The organism is Saccharothrix australiensis (assembly GCF_003634935.1).
In the GTDB taxonomy this organism is placed as follows: domain Bacteria; phylum Actinomycetota; class Actinomycetes; order Mycobacteriales; family Pseudonocardiaceae; genus Actinosynnema; species Actinosynnema australiense.
This window is the reverse complement of record NZ_RBXO01000001.1, coordinates 4,559,430-4,576,182: the sequence shown is the minus strand read 5'-3', so window position 1 is coordinate 4,576,182 and position 16,753 is coordinate 4,559,430. Positions and strand designations below refer to the sequence as shown.

The 16,753-nt window shown below is 74.4% G+C and carries 18 protein-coding genes and 1 pseudogene; 12 read left to right on the top strand and 7 right to left on the bottom strand.

Features of this window, described 5'->3' with window-relative positions; all coding sequences use genetic code 11:
* Positions 1-219: 219 nt before the first annotated feature.
* From C8E97_RS19595 to C8E97_RS19575, 5 genes are all read left to right on the top strand, one after another.
* Positions 220-2,001: a hypothetical protein gene (locus C8E97_RS19595; RefSeq protein WP_121007022.1), complete on the top strand. Its 1,782-nt coding sequence runs from the start codon at positions 220-222 to the stop codon at positions 1,999-2,001.
* Positions 2,001-3,698 carry a hypothetical protein gene (locus C8E97_RS19590; RefSeq protein WP_121007021.1) on the top strand — a complete coding sequence of 566 codons (1,698 nt, stop codon included), beginning with the start codon at positions 2,001-2,003 and terminating at the stop codon, positions 3,696-3,698. The genes C8E97_RS19595 and C8E97_RS19590 overlap by 1 nt, the downstream gene beginning before the upstream one ends.
* 106 nt (positions 3,699-3,804) lie before the next feature.
* A complete protein-coding gene (locus C8E97_RS19585; RefSeq protein WP_121007020.1) occupies positions 3,805-3,996 on the top strand; it encodes a hypothetical protein in 192 nt (63 codons plus the stop codon).
* 39 nt (positions 3,997-4,035) lie between these two features.
* Positions 4,036-4,251: a hypothetical protein gene (locus C8E97_RS19580; RefSeq protein ID WP_121007019.1), complete on the top strand. Its 216-nt coding sequence runs from the start codon at positions 4,036-4,038 to the stop codon at positions 4,249-4,251.
* A 94-nt stretch (positions 4,252-4,345) separates the two neighbouring features.
* Positions 4,346-5,608 (top strand): YeeE/YedE family protein, encoded by a 1,263-nt coding sequence (locus tag C8E97_RS19575; RefSeq protein WP_121007018.1) that lies wholly within the window; start codon positions 4,346-4,348, stop codon positions 5,606-5,608.
* Positions 5,609-5,780: 172 nt separating this feature from the next.
* Here C8E97_RS19575 and argG read toward each other — a convergent pair whose 3' ends face one another.
* Complete coding sequence (gene argG, locus C8E97_RS19570) at positions 5,781-7,199, bottom strand: argininosuccinate synthase (RefSeq protein WP_121007017.1); 1,419 nt, start codon at positions 7,197-7,199, stop codon at positions 5,781-5,783.
* Between the two features lie 141 nt (positions 7,200-7,340).
* On the opposite strand from argG, the gene C8E97_RS34690 reads away from it, so the two are divergent.
* Both C8E97_RS34690 and C8E97_RS19565 read left to right on the top strand, forming a co-directional pair.
* Entirely contained in the window at positions 7,341-7,514 is a 174-nt protein-coding gene (locus tag C8E97_RS34690) for a hypothetical protein (RefSeq protein WP_170211535.1), read from the top strand.
* A gap of 62 nt (positions 7,515-7,576) precedes the next feature.
* The gene (locus tag C8E97_RS19565; RefSeq protein WP_121007016.1) at positions 7,577-8,278 is read left to right on the top strand and encodes a helix-turn-helix domain-containing protein; all 702 of its coding nucleotides are present in this window, start codon (positions 7,577-7,579) and stop codon (positions 8,276-8,278) included.
* Positions 8,279-8,370: 92 nt separating this feature from the next.
* Here C8E97_RS19565 and C8E97_RS19560 read toward each other — a convergent pair whose 3' ends face one another.
* The 4 genes and pseudogenes from C8E97_RS19560 to C8E97_RS19545 form a co-directional block, all read right to left on the bottom strand.
* On the bottom strand, positions 8,371-8,970 hold the full coding sequence (locus C8E97_RS19560) for a hypothetical protein (RefSeq protein ID WP_121007015.1): 600 nt from the start codon (positions 8,968-8,970) through the stop codon (positions 8,371-8,373).
* Between the two features lie 109 nt (positions 8,971-9,079).
* Positions 9,080-9,845: pseudogene (locus tag C8E97_RS19555) on the bottom strand (erythromycin esterase family protein).
* 138 nt (positions 9,846-9,983) lie between these two features.
* Positions 9,984-10,508, bottom strand: coding sequence for a PRC-barrel domain containing protein (locus C8E97_RS19550; RefSeq protein WP_121007014.1), 525 nt, complete (start codon positions 10,506-10,508; stop codon positions 9,984-9,986).
* Between the two features lie 69 nt (positions 10,509-10,577).
* Positions 10,578-11,165 carry a hypothetical protein gene (locus C8E97_RS19545; protein WP_211347080.1) on the bottom strand — a complete coding sequence of 196 codons (588 nt, stop codon included), beginning with the start codon at positions 11,163-11,165 and terminating at the stop codon, positions 10,578-10,580.
* 163 nt (positions 11,166-11,328) lie between these two features.
* On the opposite strand from C8E97_RS19545, the gene C8E97_RS19540 reads away from it, so the two are divergent.
* On the top strand, positions 11,329-11,733 hold the full coding sequence (locus tag C8E97_RS19540) for a four-helix bundle copper-binding protein (protein ID WP_121007013.1): 405 nt from the start codon (positions 11,329-11,331) through the stop codon (positions 11,731-11,733).
* Positions 11,734-11,997: 264 nt separating this feature from the next.
* Here the strand turns inward: C8E97_RS19540 and C8E97_RS19535 are convergent, their stop codons facing one another.
* Positions 11,998-12,795, bottom strand: coding sequence for an aminotransferase class IV family protein (locus C8E97_RS19535; RefSeq protein WP_121007012.1), 798 nt, complete (start codon positions 12,793-12,795; stop codon positions 11,998-12,000).
* 228 nt (positions 12,796-13,023) lie between these two features.
* Positions 13,024-13,452, bottom strand: a complete 429-nt coding sequence (locus C8E97_RS19530) for an SRPBCC family protein (protein WP_121011933.1) — start codon at positions 13,450-13,452, stop codon at positions 13,024-13,026.
* Between the two features lie 224 nt (positions 13,453-13,676).
* Between C8E97_RS19530 and C8E97_RS19525 the strand changes: the two genes are divergently transcribed.
* The 4 genes from C8E97_RS19525 to C8E97_RS19510 are packed head-to-tail and all read left to right on the top strand — an operon-like array spanning position 13,677 to position 16,599.
* Positions 13,677-14,027: a lycopene cyclase domain-containing protein gene (locus tag C8E97_RS19525; RefSeq protein WP_121007011.1), complete on the top strand. Its 351-nt coding sequence runs from the start codon at positions 13,677-13,679 to the stop codon at positions 14,025-14,027.
* Positions 14,020-14,334: a lycopene cyclase domain-containing protein gene (locus C8E97_RS19520; protein ID WP_121007010.1), complete on the top strand. Its 315-nt coding sequence runs from the start codon at positions 14,020-14,022 to the stop codon at positions 14,332-14,334. Before C8E97_RS19525 ends, C8E97_RS19520 begins: the two co-directional genes overlap by 8 nt.
* Positions 14,331-15,062 carry a class I SAM-dependent methyltransferase gene (locus tag C8E97_RS19515; protein ID WP_246019016.1) on the top strand — a complete coding sequence of 244 codons (732 nt, stop codon included), beginning with the start codon at positions 14,331-14,333 and terminating at the stop codon, positions 15,060-15,062. The genes C8E97_RS19520 and C8E97_RS19515 overlap by 4 nt, the downstream gene beginning before the upstream one ends.
* On the top strand, positions 15,049-16,599 hold the full coding sequence (locus tag C8E97_RS19510; protein WP_121007009.1) for an FAD-dependent oxidoreductase: 1,551 nt from the start codon (positions 15,049-15,051) through the stop codon (positions 16,597-16,599). Before C8E97_RS19515 ends, C8E97_RS19510 begins: the two co-directional genes overlap by 14 nt.
* Positions 16,600-16,753 lie beyond the last annotated feature (154 nt).

The following is a 16,753-nucleotide window of genomic DNA, read 5'->3' as shown; positions in this document are numbered from 1 at the left end:
CGGGAAATGCCACAAAGGGGAACCAAAACCCTCCGCCGTTCGGGGGAAAGTCGTCACGGCCTCTCGGCGTCCCACCCACTGGTCGCCGTTTGACACCCCCAGGGGCCGCGAAGACCATTCCGGGCATTCGCCGCGCCCATTTCGGATCAGGCAAAAGGCAACTTAGGGGTGTGCATGTCGTCCAACTCGCCGCGATGGCGGAAAACTTCGATCGGCGCCGTGGCGGTGGTGCTCGCCGCGGGCGTCGTGACCTACACGGGTGAGAGCACCGCCGCGTACGCCGACGTGCGGACCACCACCGACGCGAAGACGGCGTCCGACGGCAAGCGGTACTGGGTGGAGAACCACCTCGTCGGCGACCTCGCGACCGCCGGCGGGCAGCGGAAGAAGTGGCTGCTCGTGTGGGCGGGTGACGAGAACATCGCCGACACGCTGGTGAAGGACGTCAAGAACCTGCCCGGCTCGATCGGCGGCGGGCTCGGGAAGGTGGTCGACGCCCTGCCCGGCCCCGACTTCCTCGCCGTCATCGACGCCACCGAGGGCTCGCCCGCCTACGGCAAGGTGGTCAACACCGCCACCGTGGGACCGCTGGTGGAGAACGAGCCGCACCACATGCAGTACGTGTGGCACAAGGGCGACACGATCTACGCGGGCGCGCTGTTCGCCGCCGCGACCTACGCGTTCGACGTGAGCGCGCTGCCCGAGCTGAAGCTCAAGGGGATCAGCCTCCCGACGAACACGCTCGGCGGGTCCGTGCCCGACGCGTACTGGACCCTCAAGGACGGCACCGCGTACGGCACCTACATGGGCGGCCCGGTGGTGCCCGGCCCGCACGTGTACGCGAACGGGCAGACCGTGGTGGGCAACGGTTTCGCGGGCAGCCCCGGCGCGCTGATCCGGTTCGACCGCACCGGCAAGGTGCTGTCGCAGACCTCCGCCGCCACACCGCAGGGCGACAACGCGAAGCTGTGCGCGAACCTGCCCCGGCTGGCCGCGCCGACGTGCGCCAACCCGCACGGCATCCAGGCCCGCGAGGACCTGAACACGTTGGTCACCAGCGATTACGCCGAACCGCGCAACATCATCCTGGACCCGGTGAAGCAGCCGTCGCCCTACCTGCGCCGGCCGACCGTCCGCACCTGGGACATCACCGACCGGGACAACCCGAAGCTGCGCGCGGTGTCCTACCTCCAGGACGGTCCCCGCGCCGACCCCGCGGACCCGCTGCACGCCGAGAGCCGCGCGGTCATGGAGACGACCGTGACGAACCTGCCGCACCACAAGGGCGCGTTCGCCCAGACCATGCAGGGCGGCGCGGTGCACTACACGCCCGACATCACGGCGGCCGAGCCGCACTGGTACGAGGTGTTCGACGACGGCGCGGCGAACAAGGCGATCTTCGCGGGCAACGACAGCGACGGCGGCGGCTCCAACGGCGGCTGGATCCAGACCAGCCCCGACGACAAGTACCTGTACCGCGCGATCTCCGGGCGGGCCAAGGGCGCGCTCGGCCCGAGCGACCCCGGCACCACCGGTGGCGTCTACGTGCTGGACATCCAGAAGCTCCTCGCGGCGGGCACGGACTTCCGGTGCCGCATCGACACCCTCGCCGAGGCGCGCAACGGCGGCGCGGAGGCGGACTGCCCGACGGTGGCGGGCGCGGCCCCGATCAACCCCGGCCAGCCGGCGGCGGGACCGCACTGGGGCGCGTACGACAACTTCGAGCTGGACGCGGACGGCTTCTACCGGGAGACCTCGTCGCCGCGCCGGATCGCGGTGTCGAACTACTTCGTCGCGCGCTCCGGCCTCGACGGCGACCACCGGGTGAACGTGCTCAAGGTGGGCCCGGACGGCAAGGTGGAGCTGGACACCGCCTTCAAGGACGAGTTCAGCGGCCAGGTCGGCATCAACTTCAACCGGCGGAACTGGCCGCACGGCCCGTTCGGCAACGCCAAGCCGCACTCCGAGCTGTTCGTCGTCGCCGACGCCGACGTGAAGTGATGGAGCACCCCCACGGTGGTCTCGACGCGGTCGTCGAGACGTCGGCCTGGCCGGTGGCGCTGCGGCTGACCCTGTTGCTGGCGACGGCGTTCGTCGCGGGTGTCGGCGTCGTCCGGCCCCTGGCGCCCGCGCTGCCCCGGCGCGTGGTGCTGTCCGTCGCGGTCGCGTCGGCGCTGTCCGCCGCGCTCGCGGTGGTGTCGGCGGTGGCGATGGACGTCGCCGTCGTCGGCGCGGTGGCGCACGTCGTGCTGGTGGCGGCGGTGCCCGCGCTGCTGGGCAGGGCGGGACCGGCGCGTGCGGTGGCGGTCGCGCTGGCGGTGCTGCTGGTGGTCGAGACCGCCGCGGGGCGTTCCGGTGTCGAGTTCGTCGCCGACACGGTCTACGTGGCGGGCGCGGTCACGTGGTTCGGCCTGGCGGTGCTCGCGCTCACCGTGCCCGCGGCGGAGGTGGCCTCCGGGCTGCGCCCGCGGCAGCTCGCACTGGCGCTGGGCGTGGCGCTCGTCGGCGCGGGCGCGGTGCGGCTGGTCGCGTCCGGTGTCGCGTTCGACCGCAGGCTCTACGGCACGTGGTTCGGGCTGGCGCTGCTGGCGGTGGTCGCGCTGCCGCTGGCGGCGACGCTGCTCGGCCCGGCGCGGGCCTACCGGTACGGCACGGTGGGCGTCGTGCTCGCGTTCGTGGCGTGGAGCGGTCTCGCGGCGGTGCCGCGACCGGACGAGCTGCCGACGCCCGGCGTGCCGGTGCTCGCGGAGAAGACCCTGGCGGGCAAGCGGGTCCCGGTGCTGGTCGCGCCGCACCGGCCGGGCCGCAACCTGGTCCACTTCCCCGCGAGCGCGGGCGACGGCATCCGGGTCGGCGCGGTGCCCGCCCTGCCGCGGGCGGGCGCGGAGGGCACGTGGGCGGAGGTCGACCTGCCCGCCGGGCGGAGCGAAATCGTGCTGACCTCGGGTTCCGACACGGCCGTGGTCGACGTCGACACCGGCGCGGGCGGAGGACCGCGGGTCGACCCCGAGTGCGCGAGCGCCGCGCTCGGCGGCCTGATCGCCGGCCGCCGGGACGTCCTCGCGGCCTGCCCGTCCGACCGCCTGTCCACGGTGGACGAGCAGGCGCTGCGGAAGCTGGTCTCGTTCCTGGTGGCGCGGGGCGCGGGCGGCATCACGCTCGCCGCCGACAGCACACCGCGCGGCGTCGACGCGGCCCGCGTGGTGCGGGAGGAGGCGGCCGGTGCGGGTGTGGCGATCGACGCGGAACCCCGGCCGGACAACGCCCTGGTGACCGTCTCGGGCTGGGAGTCGGCGCACGCGTCGCTCACCGCGGCGGGCGCGCACCAGGCCGAGCGCGCGGTCTACGCGCACGGCGTCTACCTCGCGCCGTGGCTGCTGACCACGCCGCTGGCGACCGCCGTGACGACGGTGTCCGTGCCGCTGCGGTTCGACCCGAGGGAACCGCTGCCCATCGGGTACGCGGTCGCGGTGGGCAACCGGTTCGGCGGCGCGAACCCCACCCCGGCGGGGTTCGAGGCGTGGCTGGGCGACCGGGCGGTCGACGACGGCGTGCGGATCTTCGCCGCCGCCCAGGTGACCGCGATGCCCGCCGGTCCGGACGAGGCGCACGGACCCGGCATGCCGATGAACGAGGAGCTGGCCGGCCAGTGGGTGCCCAAGACCACCGTCGTGCCGGTCAGCGCGCTGCTGACCTGAACCACCCGTTCCCGACCCGGCGGTCCCGGCCGGCCCCGACCCGGCGGTCCCGGCCGGCCCCGACCCGGTCGCCCGCCGCAATCCGATCCGACGAAGGAGATCGCCCGTGAAACGCCTGCTGACCCTCGGCCTCGCCGTGGTCCTGCTCGGCCTGACCGCGACCGGCGTGGCCAACGCCGAGACCACGCCCATCTGGGTGCTGCCGGGTGTCGACCTCGGCAGCCTGCTCGGCCCGACCACCGGCGTGCCCGGAGGGCTCGCACCGGTGTTCGACCTGCTCAAGCTCATCGGCGCGTAGCCAACCGTGGCCCGAAACCCCACTGAGGAAGGAAATACCATGAAGAAGGTCTCCCGCGCGCTGGTCGCGGTCGCGCTGTCCGGGCTCGTGCTGACCGGGACGGCGGGCACCGCGCTCGCCGACCCGGTGGTGGTGGACGAGCCGGACACCGGCGGACTGGAGAACATCTGGACGTTCACGCCGGTCCTGGGCGTGCCCCTGCTGGGCCTCGTCCAGTCGGTGGTCAAGGCGCCCAACGGGCTCATCCCGAACTGACCCGAGCGGCCCTGCCGTGCGCCCGAGCGGCCGGGCCGTCCACCGGCCCGGTCGCCCGCCGCGGCGGCCGGGCCACACCCCTCAAGGAGCACTCGTGACGTCCAGACCGTTGACAGCGAACAGGTTCCTCTCCTCGCCCACGTCGTGCGCCGCGCCGACGCCGCGCCCCGAGGAGCCGGTGCGGGTCGTGCCGCTGGTGGTGGCGGGCGCGCTGGCGGTCGGGTCGACCTGGTACGCCTGGTCGGCCCACGGCGGCAAGTCGGGCGCGCTGCTGGCGCTCGGCCTCGGGCTCGGGCTGGCGCTGTTCCACTCCCGGTTCGGGTTCACCTCGGCGTGGCGGCAACTGGTCGCCGTCGGCAACGGGCAGGGCGTCCGGGCGCACAGCCTGCTGCTGGGCACCGCCGCGACGCTCGTCGCGCTGGTCGTGTCCACCGGCTCCGGCCTGTTCGGCTCGGTGCCCACCGCCACCGCAGGCCCGCTCGGGCTCGCGCTGCTGGTCGGCGCGGTGCTGTTCGCGGTCGGGATGCAGCTGGGCGGCGCGTGCGCGTCCGGCACGCTGTTCGCCGTCGGCTCCGGCCAGTCGGCGATCGTGTTGACGCTGGGCGGTTTCATCGCCGGCTCGGTGCTCTACACGTGGGCGTTCCCGCTGTTCGACGGCTGGCCCGCGCTGCCCGGCGTGCTGCTCGCGGACCACGTCGGCTGGTTCGGCTCGTGGGCGGTCACGCTGGTCGCCCTGGTCGGGATCGTGGCCGTCACGCGCGTCGTGCAGGCCCGCCGCAACCCGCCACCGGTCGACGCGGTGCCGACCGCGCGCGGTGTCGCGCGCGTGCTGCGCGGCTCGTGGCCGCTGCTGGTGGGCGCGATGGTGCTCGGCGTGCTGGCGGGCGCGGTGTTCCTGGTGTCGGGCGGGATCTGGGGCGTCACCTTCGCGTTCGCGCTGTGGGGCGCGAAGGCGCTGCAACTGCTCGGCGCGCACCCGGAGACGTGGGAGTTCTGGCAGGCGCAGGCCAACGCCAGGGCGCTCGCCGCGCCGATCTGGGTGGACCGCAGCAGCCTGACCGACATCGGCATCATGATCGGCGCGGCGATCGCGGCGGCGGCGGCGGGCACCTGGCGCGTCCACCGCCGGATACCGTGGCGCACGGCGGTCGCGGCGGTCCTCGGCGGCGTCCTGATGGGCGTGGGCGCGCGGCTGGCGGGCGGCTGCAACATCGGCGCGTACCTGGGCGGCATCTCCGTGGGCAGCCTGCACGGCTGGCTGTGGGGGTTGTTCGCGCTGGGCGGCACGTGGCTGGGGCTGCGACTGCGCCCGCTGTTCGGCCTGGCCAACCCGAAACCGGGCGACAGCGTCTGTTGACGACCTCGAACCGCGCGGCGAGGCGTGTCCGACCGCCGCGCGGCGGTACCGAGCCGACGTCGGTGGGACCGGACACCGGTCGCGGCGGGACGAGGCGGGGCCGGTCGGGTGGGTGTCACACCCCGACCGGCCCCGTGCACCGCGCCTCGTGCCCCGTGCGGGACGGGCGACCTCAGTCCGTGCCGGACTCGATCGCCGCGCGGTCGAGCGCGTCCGGCACGACCGCTTCCTCGGGCTCGCCCGCGTCGGCGATGGCCGCCGCGCCGCCGGGCGGCAGCTGGCCGATCAGCCCGTTCCACGCGGTGAGCCTGCCGTCGGCGGTGTACTGCTCCAGCTTGCTGCGCGAGTCCGCGATGTCGAGGTTGCGCATGGTGAGCTGGCCGATCCGGTCGTCCGGGCTGAACGCCGGGTCGTGGCTGCGCTCCATCGACAGCTTCTCGGGGTGGTAGCTCAGCAGCGGGCCCTGCGTGTCGAGCACCGTGTAGTCCTGGCCCCGGCGCAGGCGCAGCGTGACGCCGCCGGTGATCGGGTAGCCGATCCAGCGCTGGAGGCTCTCGCGGAGCATGAGCGCCTGCGGGTCGAACCAGCGGCCCTCGTAGAGCAGCCGCCCGAGCCGGCGCCCCTCCACGTGGTACATCGCGACGGTGTCCTCGTTGTGGATGGCGTTGAGCAGCCGCTCGTAGGCGATGTGCAGCAGCGCCATACCGGGCGCCTCGTAGATGCCGCGGCTCTTGGCCTCGATGATGCGGTTCTCGATCTGGTCCGACATGCCGAGCCCGTGCCGGCCGCCGATCGCGTTCGCCTCGCGCACCAGCTCCACCTCGGAGCTGAACGCGTGGCCGTTGATCCGGACCGGCCGCCCGCGCTCGAACTCCACGGTGACGTCCTCGGTGGGGATGTCCACCTCGGGGTCCCAGAACGGGACGCCCATGATCGGGGACACGATCTCCATCGACGTGTCGAGGTGCTCCAGGCGCTTGGCCTCGTGCGTCGCGCCCCAGATGTTCGCGTCGGTGGAGTACGCCTTCTCGGCGGAGTCGCGGTAGGGCAGGTCGCGCTCCTCCAGCCAGGCGGACATCTCGTGCCTGCCGCCGAGCTCGGTGACGAACTCCCGGTCCAGCCACGGCTTGTAGATCCGCAGGCCGGGGTTGGCGAGCAGCCCGTAGCGGTAGAACCGCTCGATGTCGTTGCCCTTGAAGGTGGAACCGTCGCCCCAGATGGAGACGTCGTCGACGCGCATCGCCTGCACCAGCAGGGTGCCCACCACGGCCCGGCCCAGCGGCGTGGTGTTGAAGTACGCCTGCCCGGCGGACCGGATGTGGAACGCGCCGCACGCCAGCGCGGCCAGCCCCTCCTCGACCAGCGCCGCGCGGCAGTCGATCAGCCGCGCGCGCTCGGCGCCGTAGGCGAGGCCGCGCGCGGGCACGGCGTCGAGGTCCGGCTCGTCGTACTGGCCGACGTCGGCCGTGTAGGCGTAGGGGACGGCGCCGCGCTCGCGCATCCAGGCCACCGCGACGGAGGTGTCCAGCCCGCCGGAGAACGCGATGCCGATGCGCTCGCCGACCGGGAGTTCACTTAGGACCTTCGACATGCGACAAGCGTATAGACGGCCGGTGGTCCGCACGGCGGCGGGGGTGGGCGGGAAGCGCCGCCGCCCGGTGGACGGCACTCGGGACGATGCCGTTCCGCGCCACCGGTTTCGGACTGCCGTATCGCGCGGGGCGGACCCGCTGTGGCAGGAGCGGTCCCGCCGGTGCGGCGGCCGTCGCCGCCCCGGTCGGGGCCGACGGCGCGGCACCCGGCGTTCGTGGCGGAGTCCGGCGAGGCGGGTGTGCTCGGGTTCTCCGGCCTGATCGCGGAGCCGCCGGAGCTGGACCTGTTGTTCGTCGCGGCTGCGGGACGCTGATCGGCGACCGTTCCTGACACTGTCATCTTGACACTGTCGGATGGAGCGCGCACGATCGGCGCGTGGACGACGGCCTGTGGACGATCGAACAGCTCCCGGAGCGGGTCGCCGCGCTGCTGGCCGGGAACTACGACGGGCAGCGCAGCGGGCGGGTGCGGGAGCTGCCGAACGGCCGCGCCATCCGGTGGTACACGACCATCGGGCTGGTGGACCGGCCGACCGCGAGCCGGGGGAGGACCGCGCTGTACGGGCGGCGTCAGCTACTGCAGATCGTGGCGGTGAAGCGGCTCCAGGCGGCCGGGCACTCGCTGGCCGAGGTGCAGGCGCTGCTGGTCGGCGCGTCGGACGCGCGGCTCGCGGAACTGGCAGGCGTCGGGAGCCGGCCGGCGCGGTCCGAGGGGTTCTGGGGGGAACGGCCCGCCGCCGCGCCGCTTCCCGCCGACGCCGATCAACCGGCCGGTGCCGATCCGGCCGGCGCTGGTCGGGCCGGCGCGGGCTCGGCGGGCGCGGCTTCCCCAGCCGACACGGAATCCCCCGCAGACGTCGTGGATCCGGCGCACCCCACCGCCCCGCCGCGACCCGCCGACACTGTCAGGGTCGTGCCGACCCTCCGCCTCGACGCCGGTGTCACGGTCGTGCTCGACGCCGCCGACCGGTTCCCGGACGCGGCGGAGCTGGCCGGGATCGCCGCCGCCGCGACCCCGCTGCTCGACCTGCTCGCCCGCCTGGGCCTGGCCTCGACCACCGGAGAGGACGACCCGTGAGCACGCCTGGAAGTCGGCGGCTCGCGGGGCGGGTTGTGCCGATCGAAAAGCGTGATCGGCGAAACCCGCGCCGCGAACCACCGACGCGGTTGTCAGCCGACCGGCTCCATCAGGCCGGTGACGTGCAGGGGACCGTGGAACGGCGAGGGCCACGCCACGGTGACGGACTCGCCCTCCGTCCCCTTGCCGGGCAGGGTGAAGCTCACCGTCGCCACGGGCTGGTCGGGGCCGCCTTCCCCGGGCGCGCGGAAGTAGACCACGGCCTCGCGGTGGTCGCCGACCGAAATCTCCCCGTGGTCCGGGCCCTGGCCGCCGCCGATACCGGGGTCGAGCGGCACGCCGTCCAGCGCGGCGAAGGCGACGTCGCCCAGCGTGCCGCCGATGACGCAGTGCACGAGCCCGCGCGGGGCGAAGTGCAGGGCGAACAGCCGGTCGTCCGGGGCGGGCGAGACGTGCTCGACCGCGCTGATCTCCAGGTCCCGCGCCGTGCACCAGCCGCGGGCGGCGTCGGGGATCGACGGGTCGTCGGTGGTCGGTGCGGTGAGGTCGACGCGCGCGGAGCTGTTCTGCGTGGCCACCGCGCTGCTCGTGGCGCCGCCGGTGCGGACGGGCGTCCCGGCTGTCCGCACCGGTGCCGCGCAGGCCGTCAGGGCGATCACCCCGCCGGCCAGGGCGGCGAGGGCGGCCGGCAAGCGCCTGTGGTTCCGGGCCGGTGTCATCGGTCCTCCCAGTGTTCCGTCGTCCGGGTGCCCTGTGCGGTGCGGGCACTGGGAAGGACGCGGGCGCCCGGACGCGGATTCGTCATGCGACTCCGGTGGGGGACGGTCGGGCAACGACCTCGCCCGACCGTCCCCGAACCCATTGGTGCCGAGGCCGGTTCACCCCGCCGAAAGCGGATGCGGTCCAGCCCTGCGGGGCCGCGTCGGTCTGTCGCGTCTCATTTCCGACGATCGTGCTTTTGGATCGGCGGAAATCAGACGCGATGGGCCGACTTCCAGGCGGGCCCGCCGCCTCGGCGGAGCCGAGGCAAGCGAGGGTGTCGTCCATGTGCCGGTCCCGGATGTTCCAGGACTCGCGCCCGCCGCCGATCATCGCCCGGTAGTAGCGTTCCGCGCCCGCGACGACCTCGGCGTTCTGCCACGTCCCGAACCGCTCGGCGTCGGCCGCCGCGCGCCGCCGCAGCCGCACCAGCAGGCCGACGACCTCGTTCGCGCAGGTGTCCGGCACCAGCCTGGTGGCCATCGCGTAGTTCCGCGGGTCCTCGTCGTACGGCTCGAAGCACCGGTACGCGGCCGGCGCGGCGGGCACCTCGCCGGGGTCGTGCTCCCGCAGGTGGGTGAGGATTGGCCCACATCCACGTCGGCCAGCGCTCGAACGCCACCAGCGCCTCGCGCGGGTCGGCGGGCGCGCCGGGTCGGCACCGCACCGCCCGGTCGACCCGGTCGCAGTCGGGCCAGTCGCCCTCCACGGCCACGAACGAGAAACGCCGCTCGGCGATCAGCCGCCGCGTGAGCAGCGCCCGCCACCGGTAGAACTCGTGCGTGCCGTGGCCGGCCTCGCCGACCATCACCACCCGCGCGTCGCCGACCCGGTCGAGCAGCGCGTCGAAGTCGCCCGCGTCGCCAGCGGCGCGGCCAACGCCGCGATGTCGTCGCCGTGGCGCGTCACCGTGCCTCCCCGTCCGGGACCACCCGCTGTCACCGCCTCACAGCAGCGGGGGCAGCAGGCGGTAGCTCTCCACGTAGTAGTCGCCCGTGCGGCGGCGGTACTCGTCGTGGTCGCCGTCCGGGTCGTACCCGGGGGCGTCCTTGATCTGGTCCTTGGTGCGGTCGACGTAGACCTTGCGCTCCTCGTGGTCGACCCGCTGGACGGTGCCCACCGGGAGGACCACCCGGCGGCCGAAGATCCACGGGCCGGTGTCCACCATCAGGCAGTCGGCGGGCACCCGCCCGGTGTCCTCGTCGATCTTGCCGATGCCGCCGTCGGTGGCCTCCACGTGGTAGCCGGCCAGGCCCGCGTCGGGGTGCTCGGCGGCGTCCGCCTGCCCGGCGGCCCCGCTGTCCGACGCGGCGTCCGACGCGGCGTCCGACGCGGCGTCCGACGCGTCCCCGGCGACTCCCGCGCGCGTGGTGTCCGCACCGCGGTCGCGGTCCTCGGACCACGTCCGGTCGCGGTCGGCGAGCCACGAGGGGTCGCGCCAGGTCCAGGGGGTGAAGGCGAACGGTTGCACTGCGGCCTCCCGGCGTCGTTCGTGCTCACCACCGGGTTACCCCCGACGGCGTGATGGCACACCGGGGCGTCAGCCGTCCTCGCGGTCCGGGCTCTCCAGGCGGAAGAAGTTGCTGGGCGAGCCGTCCGAGCGCTTCTCCTGGTAGAGGAAGTTCAACCGGCGTCGGTCGAACGTGTCGAACCACTCGTCCCACCCGACGTGGCGCAGGTCCTCCCCGCCGCCGTAGCCGGGGAAGTCCAGCCGCAGGACGCCGAGGTGGTCGCCGTGCCGGGTGCCCTCGATGGTCGCGGGCTTCGCGTCGCGCTCCTCGGCCCACTGCCGGATGACGTCGTGACTGGTGGTGACGAGGCTGCGACCGGGCCGCTCCGGCTCGTCGTCCGGCGAGCGCACCTCCTGGGAGTAGCCGACGCTCTTGGACGTCCGCTCGCCGGTGCGCACGCCGCCCGCCTCGTCCTCGCCGCGCGGCTTCGGCGCGCCCCGGTCCCGCAGCGCCTCGTCGAGGGCCGCGACGAGCTCGTCCTTGTGCAGGTCGTGCACGCCGTGGATGCCGAGGCCCGACGCCCTCTTCCGCAACTCGGCCACGGTCAACCCGCTCAGCCCGCCGTCCCCCGCCTCGCGGGTCCGGTCCGTCTTCCGCTGTGTTCGCTGTTCGGCCATGTCGTCCTCCTCGCGCGGTGACTACCCCGCCCGGCCGGGCCGACGCGCCCGGTCGGCCTTCCGGGTGGCGGGTCGGACCCCGTCGGGGGACCGGCGGGAGCGGTTCGCCACCGCGGTGGCGGGTAGCCCACGGTGGAAGCCCGCGATCCCGAGGAGTGGACGGATGACCACGACGACGATGCCGATGCTGCGGACCCACCCGGCGGAGATCGGTCTGGACCGGGGGAAGCTCGCCGCCACCATCGACGCCCTGAACGCGTGCGCCGAGGCGTGCACGGCCTGCGCGGACGCGTGCCTCGGCGAAAGCTCCGTGGCCGAGCTGGTCAAGTGCGTGCGCACCAACCTGGACTGCGCGGACGTCTGCACGGCGACCGTGCGGGTGATGTCGCGGCACACCGCCTACAACGCCGACGTCAGCCGGGCGGTGCTGGAAGCGTGCGTGACGGTGTGCAAGGCGTGCGGCGACGAGTGCGGCGGCCACGCCGGGATGCACGAGCACTGCCGGATCTGCGCCGAGGCGTGCCGCGCGTGCGAGCAGGCGTGCCGGGAGCTGCTGGCCTCGTTCTGAGGCGGAGCGGTGTGTCCGACGCCACCCCGCCGTGGGAACACCGGGTCGCACCGCGCCGTTGAAGGAGGAGGTCGGCGCGGTTCGTGTCCCCCGGGCCTCACTTGAAGAGCCTTCGCGGAATACCGTTCGGCTGGAGCCGCGTCGTGCCACCCGCCGAGAGGCGACCGCCGCGCCGACCCCTGAACCAGCCTCCGGTCATCCTCCCCCCTCGTGACCGGAGGCGTCCCCTCACCGCCGGGCGCACACGTGCGCCCGGCGGTGGTGTCACAGCGCGACGAGGGGTTCGGCCTGGTAGGCCCGGTGGAGCAGGTCGAGGAAGGACGGTGCGCCGGGCAGCGGCGCGGAACCGATCCGGCTCACCGGCACGCCCGGCGACCACGAGTTCATGACCGCCGCGCCGGCCAGCGCCGGCACGTCGTCGGGGGTGACCGCCCGTTCCACCTGGGGCACCCCGAGCCGGTCGAGCTGACGCCGCACGACGCCCATCGCCGTGCCGGCCAGCACCTCCGCCACCGGCCACACGACCGCCGCGCCGTCCCAGAACACCAGGTTCCAGATCGTCGCCTCGCTCAGCCTGCCCCGGCGGTCGACGAAGGCGGCGTCGTCGAACCCCTGCGCGATCGCCCGGCGCAGGAAGTACGTCTTGGCCACCTCGCCGACGTGCTTCACCGCCGGCAGGACCCGTTCGTGCTCGACGGTGGCCAGCGCCAGCGGACCGGCCGGAGCCGACGCGGGCGGTCCCGTGCGCACCAGGACGTCGAGTTCGCCGTCGGCCGCGGTGAACTCGCCCGCTGCCGAGTGGACGGTGGCGGTCAGCGAGACGTCCGCCGGGCCGTCCTGCCACGCCGCGCGCAGCAGCGACCGCACCCGGTCGTCGGGCAGCGCCCGGCCGAACAGCTCCACCGAGGCGACCGCGAGCCGTTCCAGGTGGAGGTCGAGGCCCCGGACCCGTCCGTCCCGCACCTGCATGGCGGTGAAGTGCGCGTAGCCCGCGAAGGCCAGGGGGGACAGCTCTTCCGCGGTCGCGGGTGCACCATTTCGATGGACGACGAAAGTGGACATGTCGGCGACGGTAAAGCCTCACACCGGTGTGAGGCTCAAGCGCGCATGACGCGGATCACCTCGCCGGGCCACGGTGAAGCGCCGCTCCTCAGAGCTGTGCGCTGTTCGCTGTGTGTTGTTTGTTGTGCGCTGTGTGTTGTGCGCCGTCGTGTGTCGTGCACCGGTGTGTCGGCGTCACGCGCCCGCCGCCAACGCTGTTCATCGGTCGTCAGCACCGCGCATAGGCGGTCAGTACCACTCGTCGCCCTTCTCCGCGGCGGCAGCGTCGGTTTCGGCGGTCGCCCTGTGCGCCAGAACGGCCACCGCCTCCTCCAGGCTGCGCTGGATCTCCGGGCCGCCCGCCCGTTCGGTGTGGAGGGTCACCACGATCTCGCTGCGGCCGGCGTCCTGCCCGGTCACGCTCAGCTCGCCGTGGTAGTCCGTCTCGCCGGGCGTGCCCCAGGAGAGGGTCCTGCGGTCGCGGTCGACGCGCAACCAGCCGTCGGCGGCGACGTGGCGGTCGCCGAGGTCGGCCTCCACGTGGACCCGGTCGCCCCCGACGGGGTCCACCTCGGTCAGCTCCGGGAAGTAGCGCGGCAGGTTCTTCGGCTCCGCGAGGAAGTCGAACAACCGGTCCGGGGCGAGGTCGACCGCCGCTCGGTGTTCGTAGCTGCTCAACGTCCGACTCCTGTTCGTCGTCCGGTCCGGGAACGACGGGTACCCGCGCGCGCCGGACGGCACACCGGGCGGGGGACCCGGTTCGCCGTCATGCGGACGGTGCGCGGTCCCCCTACGGTGCTGGGAGGGGCGGTCCGCCGGGGAGTCGCCGGGAGGGCGCGGGCACGGGGACCGCGCCGCGCGCACGGGAGCGGCAACCGGGGACGAGCCGGGCGGAGGATCGGATGGATCGTTGGCAGTACCTCGCGGTGCTGGTGGCGTGCCTGCTCGTGACGGCCCCGCTGGAACCGGTGGGTGTCGGCGTCTACCGGAGGCTGCCCGCGCTGGCGCGGGCGATCGCGCCGGTGCTGGTGCTGTTCGGCCTGTGGGACCTGCTCGCCTTCCTGCGCGGGCACTGGAGTTTCAGCGAGGCGTTCACCACGGGGGTCGTGGTGCTCGGCGCGCTGCCGTTGGAGGAGGTGCTGTTCTTCGTGGTGGTGCCGCTGTGCGCGGTATTGACCTATGAGGCGGTGATCGGGTTGGCGGCGCGGGCCGGTCGCGCGCGGGACCGGGTCGGGCGGCTGTCGGGTGAGTAGGGAGTACCTGATCGCAGCCGTGGTGTCGGTGGTGCTGGTGGTGGCGGCGGAGTTCGCGGTGCTGCGCACCGGGTTGTTCCGGCGGCCCGCGTACTGGCTGACGATGGCGATCGTGTTCGCCTTCCAGGTGCCGGTGGACGGGTGGCTGACCAAGCTGGACGCCCCGATCGTGCGGTACGCGGAGTGGGCGATCAGCGGCATCCGGTTCCCTTGGGACATCCCGGTGGAGGACTTCCTGTTCGGCTTCTCGATGGTCACCCTGACGCTGCTGCTGTGGGAACGGGCGCGGACCGGGGAGGCCGTGTGACGCGCCGCGTGGGCGTCGGCGGGGTGCCGGAGGCGTTCGACGGCGCGGCGGCGGGTTACGACCTGCTCGTGGCGATGAACCCCGGCTACCACCGCGCCCTGCGGCGGTCGGCGCGGGCGCTGGGGCTGCCCGCGTCGGGCGCGCGGGTGCTCGACCTCGGGTGCGGCACGGGCGCGTCGACGGCGGCGCTGCTGTCCGTCGCGCCGGGCGCGGAGGTCGTCGCGGTGGACGCGTCGGGCGGGATGCTCGCCCGTGCGCGGGCGAAGAACTGGCCCGACCACGTGACCTTCGTCCACTGCCGGGCGGAGGACCTCGCCGCGGCCGGCGTCGAGGGGCCGTTCGACGCGGTCTTCGCCGCGTACCTGGTGCGCAACCTGCCGGACCCGGACGCGACCCTGCGCGCGGTGCGCGGGCTGCTGCGCCCCGGCGGGCGGGTGGTGCTGCACGAGTACTCGGTGGCGGACTCGCGGGTGCGCGCCGCGATCTGGACCGCCGTGTGCTGGTCGGTGGTGATCCCGAGCGGGTGGCTCGTGACCCGCGACCGCGGCCTCTACACCTACCTGTGGCGCAGCGTGCTGCGGTTCGACGGCGCGAGCCGGCTGCGGGACCGGTTGCGGCGCAACGGGTTCGTCGACGTGCGGACCGACGCCGTCACCGGCTGGCAGCGCGGCATCGCGCACACCTTCGTCGGCCGCGCGGCGGAAGGGGAACCCGGTGCCGGGACGTGACCGCCGGGCCGTCCGGGTCGACGCCGCGCCGGGGCGTCCGTCCTTCGCGGACAGCGGGCCGACGGTGGTGGTCGTCGGTGGTGGGATCGCCGGCCTGGCCGCCGCGACGCTGCTCGCCGAACGCGGCGCGCGGGTCGTGCTGTACGAGCGCGAGCGGCACCTGGGCGGCCGGGTCGGCGGCTGGCCGACCCGCCTCGCGGACGGCAGCGCGGCCACCATGACGCGCGGCTTCCACGCCTTCTTCCGCCAGTACTACAACCTGCGCGGTTTGCTGCGGCGGGTCGACCCGCGGGGCGCCGCGCTGGTGGGCCTGCCGGACTACCCGCTGTGGCACGCCGACGGCCACCGCGACGGCTTCGCGGGCCTGCCCGCGGCGGTGCCGTGGAACGCGCTGGGCTTCCTGGCGCGCAGCCCCACGTTCCGGTGGCGCGACCTGCGGTCGGTGGACTCGCGGGCGGCGCTGCGCCTGCTGGACGTGTCGGTGCCGCGCACCTACCACGAGCTGGACCACCTGGACGCCGCCGACTACCTGGCCCGGCTGCGCTTCCCCGAAGCCGCGCACGCCTTGGCGTTCGAGGTGTTCTCCCGCAGCTTCTTCGCGCACCCGAGCCGGATGTCCGCCGCCGAACTCGTGACGATGTTCCACATCTACTTCCTGGGCTCCGGCGAGGGCCTGCTGTTCGACGTGGCCGCCGACCCGTTCCCGCACGGCCTCTGGGACCCGCTCGGCCGCCGCCTGGTGGACCTGGGCGCGGCGGTCCGCACCGGGACCGGGGTGACGCGGGTGGCGCGCGGCGGTCGTCGCCGGTTCACCGTGCACACGGCGGACGGCGCGGTCGACGCGGACGCCGTGGTGCTCGCCGCCGACGTGCCCGGCCTGCGGCGGGTCGTCGCCGCGTCACCGGAGCTGGGCGGGCCGGACTGGCGGGCCGACATCGCGCGGCTGGAGACCGCGCCGCCGTTCCTGGTGTCGCGCTACTGGCTGGACCGGCCGGTCGCGCCGGACCGGCCGGGCTTCGTCGGCACCAGCGGCCACGGCGCGTTGGACAACATCTCGGTGCTGGACCACTACGAGCACGAGGCGCGGGCGTGGGCGGCCCGCACCGGTGGCGCGGTGGTCGAGCTGCACGGCTACTCACTACCGTCCGATGTGGACGAAGCCGATGCGCGGAAGCGGTTGCTGGAGCGGCTGCACGAGGTGTACCCGGAGACGAAGGCCGCGCGGATCGTGGACGAGCGGCACGAGCTGCGCGCCGACTGCCCGCTGTTCCCGCCCGGTGGGTTCGCGCGCCGTCCGGCGGTGGTCACGCCCGAGCCGTTCCTGGTGCTGGCGGGCGACCTCGCGCGGATCGACCTGCCGGTCGCGCTGATGGAGCGGGCGGCGACCACCGGGTTCGCCGCCGCGAACCACCTGCTGGGGCGGTGGGGTGTCGCGGGGACACCGCTGTGGAGCGTGCCCACGACGGGTCGGGTGCCGCTGTTGCGCGCGGTGGCGCGGAAGTGGGGACGCGACCCGGTGCCGCCCGGTCGTCGGTGACGTGGCGGTTCACGCGGTGGCCGGGTGGATGGCCGGTGGCGCGACCGGGCAGCCGACCGATGCCCGAGGCGGTCGGGTGACGCCGGTGGCACGCGGCGGCTGAGCGGCCAGGGGCGCGGGGCGGCTGAGCGGCCAGGGGCGCGGGGTGGCCGGC

Coding starts and splice junctions, on each gene's coding strand:
- C8E97_RS19590 (WP_121007021.1), top strand. CDS start 2,001: ATGGAGCACCCCCACGGTGGTCTCGACGCGGTCGTCGAGACGTCGGCC.
- C8E97_RS19580 (WP_121007019.1), top strand. CDS start 4,036: ATGAAGAAGGTCTCCCGCGCGCTGGTCGCGGTCGCGCTGTCCGGGCTC.
- argG (WP_121007017.1), bottom strand. CDS start 7,199: ATGTCGAAGGTCCTAAGTGAACTCCCGGTCGGCGAGCGCATCGGCATC.
- C8E97_RS19545 (WP_211347080.1), bottom strand. CDS start 11,165: ATGGCCGAACAGCGAACACAGCGGAAGACGGACCGGACCCGCGAGGCG.
- C8E97_RS19540 (WP_121007013.1), top strand. CDS start 11,329: ATGACCACGACGACGATGCCGATGCTGCGGACCCACCCGGCGGAGATC.
- C8E97_RS19535 (WP_121007012.1), bottom strand. CDS start 12,795: ATGTCCACTTTCGTCGTCCATCGAAATGGTGCACCCGCGACCGCGGAA.
- C8E97_RS19525 (WP_121007011.1), top strand. CDS start 13,677: ATGGATCGTTGGCAGTACCTCGCGGTGCTGGTGGCGTGCCTGCTCGTG.